This window comes from Pseudoalteromonas sp. Z9A6, from assembly GCF_011378805.1.
Classification (GTDB): Bacteria; Pseudomonadota; Gammaproteobacteria; order Enterobacterales; family Alteromonadaceae; genus Pseudoalteromonas; species Pseudoalteromonas distincta.
In genome coordinates this window covers 114,944-127,761 of record NZ_WTKZ01000003.1, presented here as the reverse complement: position 1 = coordinate 127,761, position 12,818 = coordinate 114,944, and the positions used below count along the sequence as shown (strand labels likewise).

Annotated in this window: 15 protein-coding genes and 1 tRNA gene; 10 read left to right on the top strand and 6 right to left on the bottom strand. The window is 39.2% G+C overall.

All coding sequences use genetic code 11. The features are described 5' to 3' along the window. The first annotated feature begins 59 nt into the window (after window positions 1-59). Window positions 60-134: transfer RNA gene (locus GQR53_RS02160), tRNA-Arg, on the top strand. A 415-nt stretch (window positions 135-549) separates the two neighbouring features. Here GQR53_RS02160 and GQR53_RS02155 read toward each other — a convergent pair. Together GQR53_RS02155 and GQR53_RS02150 are read right to left on the bottom strand one after the other, a co-directional pair. Beyond that, a complete protein-coding gene (locus GQR53_RS02155) occupies window positions 550-1,998 on the bottom strand; it encodes a dihydrolipoyl dehydrogenase (RefSeq protein WP_165742733.1) in 1,449 nt (482 codons plus the stop codon). A 110-nt stretch (window positions 1,999-2,108) separates the two neighbouring features. Next, on the bottom strand, window positions 2,109-2,837 hold the full coding sequence (locus tag GQR53_RS02150; protein ID WP_165742732.1) for a glutathione peroxidase: 729 nt from the start codon (window positions 2,835-2,837) through the stop codon (window positions 2,109-2,111). 112 nt (window positions 2,838-2,949) lie between these two features. Between GQR53_RS02150 and GQR53_RS02145 the strand changes: the two genes are divergently transcribed. Continuing rightward, window positions 2,950-3,849: a LysR substrate-binding domain-containing protein gene (locus GQR53_RS02145; protein WP_010553232.1), complete on the top strand. Its 900-nt coding sequence runs from the start codon at window positions 2,950-2,952 to the stop codon at window positions 3,847-3,849. Here GQR53_RS02145 and GQR53_RS02140 read toward each other — a convergent pair. Next, complete coding sequence (locus GQR53_RS02140; protein ID WP_165742731.1) at window positions 3,846-5,039, bottom strand: flagellar assembly protein FlgT; 1,194 nt, start codon at window positions 5,037-5,039, stop codon at window positions 3,846-3,848. The two genes, GQR53_RS02145 and GQR53_RS02140, sit on opposite strands and share 4 nt — an antisense overlap. A gap of 130 nt (window positions 5,040-5,169) precedes the next feature. Between GQR53_RS02140 and GQR53_RS02135 the strand changes: the two genes are divergently transcribed. Then, window positions 5,170-5,628, top strand: coding sequence for an LPP20 family lipoprotein (locus GQR53_RS02135; protein ID WP_008168853.1), 459 nt, complete (start codon window positions 5,170-5,172; stop codon window positions 5,626-5,628). Between the two features lie 191 nt (window positions 5,629-5,819). Continuing rightward, the gene (locus tag GQR53_RS02130) at window positions 5,820-6,041 is read left to right on the top strand and encodes a hypothetical protein (RefSeq protein ID WP_165723555.1); all 222 of its coding nucleotides are present in this window, start codon (window positions 5,820-5,822) and stop codon (window positions 6,039-6,041) included. A gap of 193 nt (window positions 6,042-6,234) precedes the next feature. Here the strand turns inward: GQR53_RS02130 and GQR53_RS02125 are convergent, their stop codons facing one another. From GQR53_RS02125 to flgA, 3 genes are all read right to left on the bottom strand, one after another. Then, window positions 6,235-6,666 (bottom strand): flagellar protein FlgN, encoded by a 432-nt coding sequence (locus GQR53_RS02125; protein ID WP_024595784.1) that lies wholly within the window; start codon window positions 6,664-6,666, stop codon window positions 6,235-6,237. Then, window positions 6,659-6,979, bottom strand: a complete 321-nt coding sequence (flgM, locus tag GQR53_RS02120; RefSeq protein ID WP_002959436.1) for a flagellar biosynthesis anti-sigma factor FlgM — start codon at window positions 6,977-6,979, stop codon at window positions 6,659-6,661. The genes GQR53_RS02125 and flgM overlap by 8 nt, the downstream gene beginning before the upstream one ends. Window positions 6,980-7,055: 76 nt before the next feature. Next, window positions 7,056-7,763, bottom strand: a complete 708-nt coding sequence (gene flgA, locus GQR53_RS02115) for a flagellar basal body P-ring formation chaperone FlgA (protein ID WP_024606232.1) — start codon at window positions 7,761-7,763, stop codon at window positions 7,056-7,058. A gap of 140 nt (window positions 7,764-7,903) precedes the next feature. Between flgA and GQR53_RS02110 the strand changes: the two genes are divergently transcribed. The 6 genes from GQR53_RS02110 to flgE all read left to right on the top strand — a co-directional run bounded on the left by GQR53_RS02110 (window position 7,904) and on the right by flgE (window position 12,773). Further along, window positions 7,904-8,839: a chemotaxis protein CheV gene (locus tag GQR53_RS02110; RefSeq protein WP_010553244.1), complete on the top strand. Its 936-nt coding sequence runs from the start codon at window positions 7,904-7,906 to the stop codon at window positions 8,837-8,839. Window positions 8,840-8,856: 17 nt separating this feature from the next. Further along, window positions 8,857-9,687, top strand: coding sequence for a protein-glutamate O-methyltransferase CheR (locus tag GQR53_RS02105; protein ID WP_165742730.1), 831 nt, complete (start codon window positions 8,857-8,859; stop codon window positions 9,685-9,687). A gap of 145 nt (window positions 9,688-9,832) precedes the next feature. Beyond that, window positions 9,833-10,240, top strand: a complete 408-nt coding sequence (gene flgB, locus GQR53_RS02100) for a flagellar basal body rod protein FlgB (RefSeq protein ID WP_165723551.1) — start codon at window positions 9,833-9,835, stop codon at window positions 10,238-10,240. Between the two features lie 5 nt (window positions 10,241-10,245). Beyond that, window positions 10,246-10,677, top strand: coding sequence for a flagellar basal body rod protein FlgC (gene flgC, locus GQR53_RS02095; protein WP_002959429.1), 432 nt, complete (start codon window positions 10,246-10,248; stop codon window positions 10,675-10,677). Window positions 10,678-10,690: 13 nt separating this feature from the next. After that, window positions 10,691-11,371 carry a flagellar hook assembly protein FlgD gene (locus tag GQR53_RS02090; RefSeq protein ID WP_165742729.1) on the top strand — a complete coding sequence of 227 codons (681 nt, stop codon included), beginning with the start codon at window positions 10,691-10,693 and terminating at the stop codon, window positions 11,369-11,371. A gap of 58 nt (window positions 11,372-11,429) precedes the next feature. Continuing rightward, window positions 11,430-12,773, top strand: coding sequence for a flagellar hook protein FlgE (flgE, locus tag GQR53_RS02085; RefSeq protein ID WP_165742728.1), 1,344 nt, complete (start codon window positions 11,430-11,432; stop codon window positions 12,771-12,773). The last annotated feature ends 45 nt before the right edge of the window (window positions 12,774-12,818 follow it).

Sequence of the window (12,818 nt, the reverse complement as noted above, 5' to 3'; positions counted from 1 at the left end):
TTGATATAAAAAACCAGATGCCGTTATAATTCACACCTCTAAGCACACAGCTTATTTGTGGCCTCTTAGTTAAATGGATATAACGGCCCCCTCCTAAGGGGCAGTTGCAAGTTCGATTCTTGCAGGGGCTACCAATAAAATCAATTAGTTACGAGGTTGGTGCTTTGAAATTCAAACTTCATCTAGCACATATGTAGCAGTGCTAACTCAGGCATTCATTTTCAAAAAAGATTATTAATACTTCTGTATTTTAAACATCTAATTCAATTTATCACTTCAGTCGAATAAATATTACAGCACTAAGTTAAAGCTAGGTCGTGATATAAAAAACCTTATTCAAGTTTTTGTCGCGCAGGCGGAGTGGCTTATACGTAGGTTGGCTTGAGCGCAGCGAAACCCAACGAAAAAGTATGTTATCAATTAATATCACTATTTTGCATTATCGATTGGCTGTCACTCACTTTAAGTTGAGCATAAAAAAGCGAATAAATAAATTTACTCGCTGATTATTTTTATTTAGCCCTAAGCCCTAAGCCCTAAGTCCTAAGCTTATGCACCTGGGCCACATTCCATACATGAATTTACAATGTCTGGGCCAAATTTAAGTTTGGCGTTTAGGTCGCGCAGCGCTGTGCGTAGCCCTTCTTCGATCACTGGGTGGTAATAAGGCATTTCTAACATTTGTGGTACGGTCATTTTGTTTTGTACCGCCCATGCTAGTAGGTGAGCTAAATGCTCGGCTTGTGGGCCGATAAACTCTGCCCCTAAAAATAACCCTGTGCCTTGCTCTGCGTAAACACGCATGTGGCCTTTGTTTTTAAGCATTACGCGGCTGCGGCCTTGGTTTTCAAAGCTTACTTCGCCTACTTCAAAACAACCGCATGGGCCTAATCGGTCAGTAATTTGCTTGTAGCTTTCGCCTACCATTGCTATTTGTGGGTCGCTAAATACAGCTGCAATTTTAGCTCTGCGCAGACCTATACGTACATCTGGGAAGCGCCCTGCATTTTGACCTGCAATAGCACCTTGGTCAGATGCTTCGTGTAGCAGTGGTAGCATGTTACTTGCATCGCCTGCTATAAATATGTTTGATTCACCACATTGCATTGTGTGCGTGTCTGCGTGAGGTACGCCGCGCTCATCGAGTTCAATACCGGTGTTTTCTAAGCCGAGTTTATCTGTGTTTGGTACGCGCCCCGTTGCGGCAAGTACGTAGTCAAATTGCTCGGTGTGTTTAGCACCTTGTTTGTCGGTGTAAGTAAGCTGCGCTTTGCTGTTTACTTGCATCATGTCGGATACGTTTGAGTCGGTATCAACAAAAAATTCTTCGGCAAATACGGTGTTTGCGTAGTCTTTTACTACTGGGTCGGTAAGGGGGCCAATTGCACCACCAACACCAAATAATTTTACTTTAACGCCTAAACGGTGCAGTGCTTGGCCAATTTCAAGGCCTATAACACCTGGGCCAAATACGGCTACCGATTCTGGAAGGTCGTCCCAGTCAAATACGTCGTCGTTTATAATTAATTTGTCGCCAAAATTATTAAATACGCCAGGGTATGAAGGGCGTGAGCCGGTTGCTATAACAAAGCGTTTAGCAGTAATTATGGTGTGATCATCTATTTGTATGCGGTTTGCGTCTAAAAATTTAGCATAGCCACGAATTTTGTCATCGCTTGGAAGCTCATCTACAGCTTCTACTACAAATCCGGCAAAGCGGTCGCGTTCGCTTTTAACGCGTGCCATCACTTCTTTACCATTAATACGTGGTGCAGAGCTGTGTACACCAAATGCAGGTGCCATTGTGATTGAGTGCGCAGCTTCAGCAGCTGCAATTAATAATTTACTCGGCATGCAACCAACTCGTGCGCAGGTAGTGCCGTAAGGGCCTGATTCGATCATAAGTACGTTATTTGTAAATTGTTTAGCATTACGATAAGCACTTAAACCCGCAGTACCCGCACCAATAACAACAACGTCGGTTTGCAATTCTTTCATTATTTTTTCCTTATAAAATAGGGGCAACCAGTGCCCCTATTTATATTTACTAATTGAGCAAAATTATTAGGCTGATTGATATATGTACTACAAAGATCAACAGCCCCTAATTAAGCAAAGTATTTTTCTAAATCGTCTGAGCCACCAATGTGCTTACCGCCAATAAATACTTGTGGAACGGTTTCACGGCCAGATACTGCTTTAAGGCTTGTTAGTGATGCGCCTGAGCCCATAACAATTTCTTCAAATGCAAAGCCTTTTTCTGTAAGAAGCGCTTTAGCTTTTGAACAGAACGGACAACCAGGTTTAGTAAATACAGTTATTGGCTCTGGTTTAGCTTGCTTAGGGTTGATGTAATCAAGCATTGTGTCTGCGTCAGATACTTCAAACGGGTCACCTGGTAAATCTGGTTCGATGAACATTTTGTCAATCACGCCATCTTTTACAAGCATAGAGTATCTCCAGCTGCGCTTACCAAAACCTAGGTCGTTTTTGTCTACTAACATGCCCATGCCGTCAGTAAATTCGCCGTTACCGTCTGGTAGTAAAGTAATGTTTTGCGCTTCTTGATGTTCAGCCCATGCGTTCATTACAAAGGTATCGTTTACTGATAAACATACAATTTCGTCAACGCCGTTTTGCTTAAGTACGCCTGCTAATTCGTTGTAACGTGGTAAGTGAGTTGATGAACATGTTGGTGTGAATGCACCTGGTAGTGAAAAAACTACAACAGTTTTACCTTTAAAAATGTCATCTGTTGTTACTGATTTCCAATCGTTATTTTGACGAGTTGCAAATGTAACACTTGGGATCGTTTGACCTTCGATATTGTTTAACATAGTTTTTGTTCCTCTTGATTTGTTGATAGCCATTATGGTGAATAATTAAATATAGTTCCAATCGTTTGTTTGTATTAAACTGATAGTTATAAACTATCACGTAGAGCTGAATATGAACTTAAAAGATTTTGAATATGTAAAAGCAATAGCGCAATATAAGCATTTTCGCAAAGCTGCCGATGCATGTTTTGTTAGCCAGCCTACATTAAGTGGCCAAGTAAAAAAACTCGAAAATGAGCTTGGCGTTACTTTGTTTGATCGCTCAACCAAGCAAGTCACCTTAACAGCAAAAGGTGAACGTTTGTTGACGCAAATAGAAATTATTTTAGAACAAACGCAAATACTCAAAGAACTTGCTGCTACTTCTAACGAGCCTCTACAAGGTAAATTAACTATTGGTATTATCCCTACCATTGCGCCTTACTTGTTGCCTGCGTTATTAACATCAATGAAAGCGGCATTTATTGATAGCCAGTTTTCGTTTATTGAGATGCAAACAGCAACAATTTTAGAAGCTTTAAACAAGGGTGAACTCGACTTTGCTATTCTAGCCGATGTGCCAGAGCTTATTAATTACCATACGGTTGCTTTATACAAAGAAGATTTTTTAGTGGCGGTATCACACGATAACGCGCTTTCTAAGCATAAAAAAGTCGCGCTGAGCGATCTTCAAGGATGCAGCCTATTAATGTTAAGTGATGGTCATTGCTTTAAAGATCAAGCCCAAAAGTTTTGTTTTTCCGCAGGGGTAGATGTATCTAACCAGTATAAAGGTAATAGTTTAGAAACATTATTAGCGTTAGTGGCCATGGATGACGGTATTACATTTGTACCAAAGTTGGCATGTACCGACCGTGTAGGGATTGATTACTTGCCTATATTCCCTAATCAGCAGCGTAATGTGGTGTTTGCATGCAGAAAGCATTATCCGCATTTATCTGGTGTAGAACAATTGGGCGAGTGGTTATCGGCTCACCCTAATTTAAAAGCTAAATTGAGTAAAAAACTCTAAAGATCTTGGCTGATTATTTCTACTACATCGTTAATTTGCACGCCAGGTAGCGGTTTTTCATCAATACTGACTGCTACTGCGGTTTGCTGATAAAGCTGCTCTACACGAATTTTATTAAGCGTGGTGATGGTGTGCGGCATAACATTACCTGCCGCGTCGGTTAAATAGTTATGGTGCGCAATGCTTAGCATTTGGCCTTTTTTTAACCCATGAGCTTTACCCAAGTTAATAACGATTTTGCTATTTTCCATATGCATTATTTTACCTTGTGTAGGTAGGCATGCCATGGCTGCTTGAATATCATAACTCACTGATTGGTTGATATCGGTTATGCTTTGCCCATAAGGTGATTGCCAAAACCTATCACTATTAACATCCACTATGGTTGTTTTTTCAAATGGCCAAATTGCTTGAGTATGGTAACTATTTTGCCAAAGCTGCTCATAGGTAGTGCCATCAAATAGTGCAAACTCAATGTTGTAACTGCGCTCATACGCCTCGTCCTGCCAAAATGCATAATCGTTATTGAGTTTGTCACTAGTCGAAAGGCTGGTTATTTGGCTAAGCAGGACATATTGAGCATTACTACGTGAGGAAATTTCTTCTAATTGAGCATTTGAATAGTCGTGCTGCTGCGAAAAGTACTTATCAACGCTTATTGCATTATTATAGTAAGCAATAGGTACTGCGCTCATTTTTGACTTTTGCAGTGAGGTAAAAATATTTTTGCTAATCGCTTTGCTTACGTCAAATATTTGACCCATTTTAGCGTGTTCACGATGAACAAGTTGGCTTTGCGTAACGGCCACAAATTTATTAAAGCTATTTTGCGGGCATTGCTCTGTTTGAGAAAAAATATCTAGTCGTAATGTAATGGCAAATTTGTTGTCGTATTTATTTTCGCTGATCAGTTCAATTTTTTGAATTTCGCCGTGGCTGCTAATTTTTAGCTGATCTTGCATTAACACGCCATCTACCAAGGTTTGCACAGAGCTAACCCGTGCCCCAGAGAACACTAACGCCTGTGTAATCGCATCTTTTATAGCAGCAGATTTAGCAGCGCTCGTATCACCATTTTGAACGTTCGCATGGCCTGTTGATTCATACCACTGGGCTTTAGTAAAAGGGGAGAAAGTTAATAATGCCGTTACACTTAACCCTGCAAATGCCAATGATAAAAACGACTTCATACTTTTACTCCAATTAAACGTTAGCTATTAACTAGGTAGAGCAAGGACTGTACCAATGTTATTTGGTAATACTATAAATGGCATTAAACGTGCATATGTACTGCTAATTACTATACAAGGGCTAGATGCTATGCGAGCGATTTCATTACTTATTACACTTGGGTGTTTAACCTTAGGTGGTTGTAGCAGCGTTTTTGATAAGCATGTTGAATATAAATATGTAGAGCCAAATAATTACCCAGTTTTAAAAGCGATAGGGTATGCACCTATTAGCTTACAAAAAGGCGCTAACGCGTCGCAAAAGCAACTTATGGCAATTAAAGCTTCTAAGCTTGAGGCTTACCGCGAGCTTACTGAACAAGTATATGGGCAAAAAATTACCGCAGGAACAACGGTGGAAGGTTCAATTGCTCAAGACGATTACTTAGAAAGTAAAGTGCAGGGGCTCATTAAAGGTGCGCAAATTATAAAAACGTATGCTGTTGATGATACCTATGTAACCGAGCTTGAGCTCAACATGAAGCGTGTGCACGATTTATACATAGGTGAAGTAAAACCACGCGAAGTTAAAAAAGTAACGTACTACTAAAAAAGTTATTCAAAATATCTCATCCTCTTATATTGAGTGCTATGCTGTTGTTAGGATTAATTTTTAAGCAGATTGCGTAGTGCTCAACAGATGTATTTTATTGCCACTTATTTTAGATCGTTCAATAACAAAGGTTTTATCTGCTTTCAAGCAACAACATATTAAGCACTGAAACGATAGATTTAGGTAACTTGAGTGGTCTATCAACACCTGAGCAAACGGTGCAAATGAGTTCGGCGGAGCCGCTTAATATTGATGATGTAATCATTAACGAAGATGCAGAGCAGCTTATAGCGCTAAATACACTGGTTGAAGACGAAGGCTCTGCAATTGCTTATACCCCAGCCCAAAGCGGGGAAGCATTGATACAGCAGCACCTGCAGTTGATGTACAAAATCAATCGGAGGAAATGATTAAACACTTAATTGAAAGTAGTAATAATCAAACGGATATTTAATACCAATAAAGCCCCCCTAATTATTTATTAAGGGGGGGCTTACATAATTAAGTGAATTGGTATTATTTATAACTAAATTTAAGAATAAAGGACATTAAAAAAGCCTTATTGATAAGTCAATAAGGCTTTTTTAATGTAAAATTTGGGGCTTAAGCTTTTAAGTTACGAACCAGTTTACTCTCGGTATTTACAGATTTACCGGCTTGATCGTAGGTCATTGACGTTGGTGCGCCAATTAATATCTCTTTTAATTGTTTAACACTTAGTTGCGCTTGGCGGGCAGCATGAGCATTAACGTTATTTTGTTTTTGGCATTGTGCCAGTTGAGTTTTAACTTGGCTTATTAGCTCAGATATTTCAGGATTTTGTGAGTCGTTACTAGCAATTAGCTTACTTAGCTCTTTATCAAGAGTGCTTAACTTAGTTAAAAAAGACATTTTTTGTTGGGCAATTTCTTTTAAACCAGCACCACGTCGTGAGGCAATAGCAGTAAGCTCGTCGTTTAATAGCGTATGCAAAGAATCTAAACAACTTACTTGTTGGTTTAGTTTTACGCTAATTAAACTATTATGATCAGCCATACACGTTAAACTCAAAATCAGCTAAGTTTTTAGCAAGCTTTTCACTATCCACTTGGTATTTACCTTCAGTTATTGCTTTTTTTAGCTCAGCAACTTTATCGCTGTCAAAGCCAGGCGATTGCTGCGCTTTATCTTGAAGCGTTTTTAATTGCTGTGCCTGCGGCGTTAAACTTACAGAATCACTAGCAGCTTTAGGCGAAGGAGCCTGAGCAGCTTGTGTATTAGCATTATCTTTTTTTAAATCAACTTGTTGCTGCTTTGCATTTGTAAGCGCATTAGCTTGTTGATTACTGCCATTAACTTGATTAACCATAATAATAAACCCGTATATTACCCAACTTATGCCAAGTTATCGGCATATACGTAGGATACTTTAGTATAAATCTAAATTAAATATTTACTTGAACAGACTCTACACCATCTACTCGCGCATTTAAAATTTTACCTGACTTTTTGTTTTTAATTTGTATTTGATCGCCCAAAGTACCGTCTTCTAATGCAATACCTGTTGTTTTAATTCTAAGGCCTCTGAGGTTTGCGTAAATATTAACAGAATCCCCCTTACAAACCATACAAATTTGGTTTAGTAAAACGGGCATCCCGCTTCTAATATTTCGTTTACTTCTGCTACCTATTAAAATTGTGGGATCATCTAAATATTGCACTCTTACAAAGTGAGTTGGTTTCATTTCAACACTCAAATGCGATTTAGTTATTACCTCACCACGAGCTAAGTTAGCAATTGCTACAACAACAGGCGCCATTTCAACAACTCTTACATGGACATATTGAGCCCATGTTTGAGCATCATTACATTTAGCTTGTAAAGTTACTTGGCGGTTAAATGGTGGTTCATCGGAAGTTGATAATTCAAGGTCAGAATTACAAATACGATCAGGAATGCGACTATCTAAAGGCAGTGCACTTAATTGCATATTAGTATTTTTTAATATACCAATCTGCTCAGTTATATAAGCAACAGCCATCTCTTGTAATAAATCTTTGCTAAATACTTTGGCCTGCAAAGGGAATGCAAAGCAGAGGCTAGCAACAAAATAAAAAACACTGTATCTTCTGACTTTTTTTAACAAACTCATAATGTTTCGACTATGCTTATGGTTTCAAACAGGGTATAAATATTTTGCGTCAAAAAGTAGACGCTCCCGCGATGTTATGTAGCTTTATTAATAGAAAGCAATTATCGTTCCGCATTATTTGTTTTCTTTAGGAGATTTGAATGGCAGGCATTTTAGACTCAGTAAACCAACGCACACAGTTGGTTGGGCAGAACCGCCTAGAATTACTTTTATTTAAGCTCAGAGGGCGTCAGCGTTTTGGCATTAATGTATTTAAAGTGAGAGAAGTACTGCAATGTCCTCCACTTACAAGTATGCCAAAATCGAATGCTTATATTCGTGGTGTTGCTCATATTCGTGGTCAAACTATCTCAGTAATCGACTTGTCTATGGCTGTAGGTGGGCGCCCAATAGAAAATATTAAAGACAGTTTTATCATCATTGCTGAGTACAACCGCTCGGTTCAAGGCTTTTTAGTGGGCGGGGTTGAGCGTATTGTAAATATGAATTGGGAAAAAATAATGCCACCGCCATCAGGTGCCGGGCGTTATTCATATTTAACAGCCGTGACCGAAATCGAGAATGAATTAGTAGAAATTTTAGACGTAGAAAAAATTCTCAACGAAATTTGCCCAGTAAATACAGAAGTAAGTGCTGAAGTTGCACAAAGTGGCGACATTCAAAAAGACTTAGGCGAGCGTATCGTATTTATTGCAGACGACTCCGCTGTTGCGCGTAACCAAGTTAAACGTGCCCTAGAGCCGTTAGGCGTGCAAACAGAGCTTGCTAAAAATGGTAAAGAAGCTTTAATTAGGCTTAAAGAAATAGCAGAACTTGATTGTAAAAATGACATTACTGAGCGAGTTGCATTACTTATTTCTGATGTTGAAATGCCAGAAATGGACGGTTATACATTAACAGCTGAAATAAAAGCAGATCCTAAGCTTGCACCATTACATGTTATTTTACATACATCATTGAGTGGTGTGTTTAACCAAGCAATGATAGAAAAAGTAGGTGCTGACGACTTTATCGCCAAATTTAACCCTGATGAGTTAGCAACTGCGGTTAAAAAATGGGTCCATAGTGACCAATAAAAATAGGTGTTATTGATTTGAATAATAAAGATTTGCAGCAAAGTGAATACGACCAGTTTCGTTCGTTTTTAGAGCAGCAATGCGGTATTGTTTTAGGTGAAAACAAGCAATACTTAGTTAAAAGTCGACTTGCTCCACTCATGGCTCGATTTAATGTGGAATCTTTATCACAATTAGTAAGTAAAACACTTGGCCTTCATGAGCGGCAATTAAGAGCCGCTGTAGTTGATGCAATGACCACCAACGAAACTTTGTGGTTTAGAGATCAATACCCATTTGAATTACTTCAAAATAAATTATTCCCTGAGTTTAAAGAGTTAAGAAGACCATTAAAAATTTGGTCTGCTGCCAGCTCATCAGGGCAAGAACCCTACTCGATTGCTATGTCGGTTGCCGAGTTTCAAGCTAAGCAACCTGGCGTGCTACGTATGGGAGCGCAAATTATTGGTACAGATATATCTAATACCATGCTTGATATGTGTAAAAATGCAGAATACGACGCGCTTGCACTTGCCAGAGGCTTATCGGCAGAACGTCGTAAAAAGTTTTTTAAAGATAGCGGCAACGGTATGGCACAAGTAAACGATACAATAAAAAAACAAGTTAGTTTTAGGCATTTAAATTTGCTTGATTCGTACGCGTTAATGGGCAAGTTTGATATTATTTTTTGCCGTAATGTACTTATTTATTTTGCGCCTGAAATAAAAGCTAAAATTATTAACCAGTTTGCACAAGCATTAAACCCAAAAGGGTACTTATTTTTAGGAGCGTCAGAGTCCCTAACTGGCCTAAGTACTGAGTTTGATATGGTTAGATGCACCCCTGGTATTATTTACCAAAAGAAATAATTAAGCTAATTCCTTTCCCTAAAACGACGCACTCAGCGTCTTTTTTCTATTTAGATACATGGCCTTATAAAAATATAACTCTCCTTATTATAAATGGCTTATTTTTTGCTTTATCCATGGGTAAGTCAATTTTTTGGAGAAGGTTATGGCTATCAGTTTTGATAAAGCATTAGGTGTGCATCCGCAAGCCATGTTGATCCGTTCACAGCGAGCAGAATTAATTGCAACTAATATAGCTAACGCTGATACGCCTGGCTATAAAGCAAAAGATATAGACTTTGCCTCGGCATTAAAAGCGGCAAGGTCAACCCAGCAAAGCGGCAATACCATGGTAAGAACTAACGATAAACACATTAGTGGAGGTACTCATAGTATGGGCAATTCTGAATCATTTCGCTTACCAAATCAATCAGATACAGGAGATGGTAACTCGGTTGATATACAAGTGGAACGAAACTTGTATACACAGAATGCTATGGAGTATCAGGCCAGCTTGCAATTTTTAAGCGGCAGATTCAAAGGTCTGAATAAAGCTCTCGGTAGTCAAGGATAAAAATTATGAGTTTATATAATGTTTTTGATATTGCAGGTTCGGGTATGAGCGCACAAAACGTTCGCTTAAATACTACAGCTAGTAATATTTCTAATGCTAATACCATTAGTTCATCTCAAGACAAAACGTACCGAGCGCGCCAACCTGTATTTGCGGCTGAGCTGACAAAGGCTTCAGCATCAGTAAGTAACCAGCAGGGCTCCGCAGTTGGTGTTAAAGTTTTGGGCATTGTTGAAAGCGATGCACCATTACAAATTGAATATAACCCAAACCATCCAAGTGCGGATGAAAATGGCTATATCTATAAACCCAACGTTAATGTTGTAGAGGAGATGGCAAATATGATTTCTGCCTCTCGCTCTTACCAAACAAACGTGCAAGTTGCTGATGCAGCAAAGCAAATGCTAAGTAAAACACTGTTGCTAGGGCAGCGGTAACCGAGGGTAGGTTATGAGTAACGATATTAGTACATCTTCATCCTATTTAGACTCTATACGCTGGCAAGAAAAGCAAGTAGCGACCAGCGACAATGAGAGTGATACGTTAACACAAGAAGACTTTTTCTCTTTGTTAACTCAGCAATTATCGTATCAAGATCCCAGTAACCCTGCGGATAACGATCAAATGATTGCGCAAATGACTAGCTTTACGATGGCGCAAGGTATCAGTGATTTGAATTCAAATTTTGATACGCTGGCTACTTCGATGACATCAAACTCAGCCCTGCAAGCTTCAACGCTTGTTGGCAAGCAGGCTTTACTAGAGTCTAATACTGTTGATTTAAATGAATCAGGTGATGCTAAAGGGTCTATCGTTGCTGAAAGTGCAGTTGAAAGCTTAACACTTAGTGTAACTGATGCTTCAGGACAGCTAGTGAGAACAATTGATATGGGTTCTCAGCCTGCGGGCGCTGTTCGCTTCGCTTGGGATGGTAATAATGAAAGCGGTGAGCGTTTACCTGAAGGGGAATACACGTTATCGGCACAAGGTAGCACCAATGGCCAGTTTTCTAGCTTGCCTATTGCAACTTTCAAAAATATTGAAAGTGTAAACATTAACGGTTCAAGCGGCATCATTGTGAACACCAAAGAAGGTGCGGTTAGGTTAACCGACATTGCAGAAATCGCGTAACAAATTTAATATTTCTTGCCTGCCAGCAGGCCACAGATTAACAGGTTAGAGGTGAATTATGAGCTTCAATATTGCATTAACCGGCCTAGCTGCCGCACAAAAAGATTTAGACGTAACTGCAAATAATATTGCAAACGTAAATACAACAGGTTTTAAAGAGTCGCGCGCTGAGTTTGCCGATGTTTACGCTTCATCAGTATTTAGCTCTGGTAAGACTAAAAATGGTGATGGTGTTCAAACCGCTATGGTTGCACAGCAGTTTCATCAAGGCTCACTGCAATTTACAAATAACTCACTTGATTTAGCGATCACTGGTGAAGGTTATTTCGCGATGAGTGAAGACTTAGGTTCTCAAGATTTTTCTTATACTCGTGCAGGTGCATTCAAATTAAATGAAGATAATTTTGTAGTAGATGCCAAAGGTAATTTTTTACAAGGTTTCCCTGTTGATGAAGCTACAGGTGCCACTACATCAGTAAGTTTGAGTACTTCATCACCATTACAGATACCGGATTCGTCTGGTTCTCCTCGCGCAACAAGTAAAGTGTACTCATCATTCAACTTAGATTCACGAGAAACTCAACCTACAGTAACTCCTTTTGATTCAAGTACGAGTGCTTCTTATAATAGTTCTACATCAACTACAGTTTATGACTCATTAGGTGAGCCACATGTTTTACAGCTTTTCTTTGTAAAGCAAGACCCAACGACAACACCAAATCAATGGCAAGTTTATGGAACTTTAGACGGGAAAAATTTTGGGACAGATGGAGTTGAAACAGTCGCAGGTTCACATACTCCTATAGATACTTTTGAATTTACATCAGCAGGTTTGCCTAATGTAACATTACCGGCTACAACTTTTGATGATATAGACTTATCTTCTGATGCGACTACAGGTTTGACTTCTCTTTTGACTAATGGTGCAAGTTTTCCTGATGATGTGTCAGTCAGTTGGCGTGATGAAGCGGGAACCAGTAATAAAGTTCCCACTCAGTATGCAGGTAACTTTGAAGTAAAAGCGCTTGAACAAGACGGCGCTACTGTTGGCCGTTTAGCCGGTATTGATATTGGTACTGATGGTAAAGTAGTTGCATCTTACAGTAATGGTGACTCAACTTTTTTAGGTCAAGTCGCTATGGTTCGTTTTTCTAACTCACAAGGCTTACAGCAAGTTGGCGATACTGCGTGGAAAAAAAGTTTAACATCGGGTGATCCAATTGCAGGCGAACCAGGATCAGGTACTTTAGGATCGATCAATTCATCAGCGCTTGAGCAATCAAATACTAATCTTACAAACGAGCTTGTAGACTTAATTACTGCACAGCGTAATTACCAAGCAAACTCACGTGCGCTTGAAGTTAACTCAACAATTCAGCAAAGTATTTTGCAGATTCGATAAGTTAAACCCCATTGAATATATTAGGCTGCATTTTTGCAGCCTTTT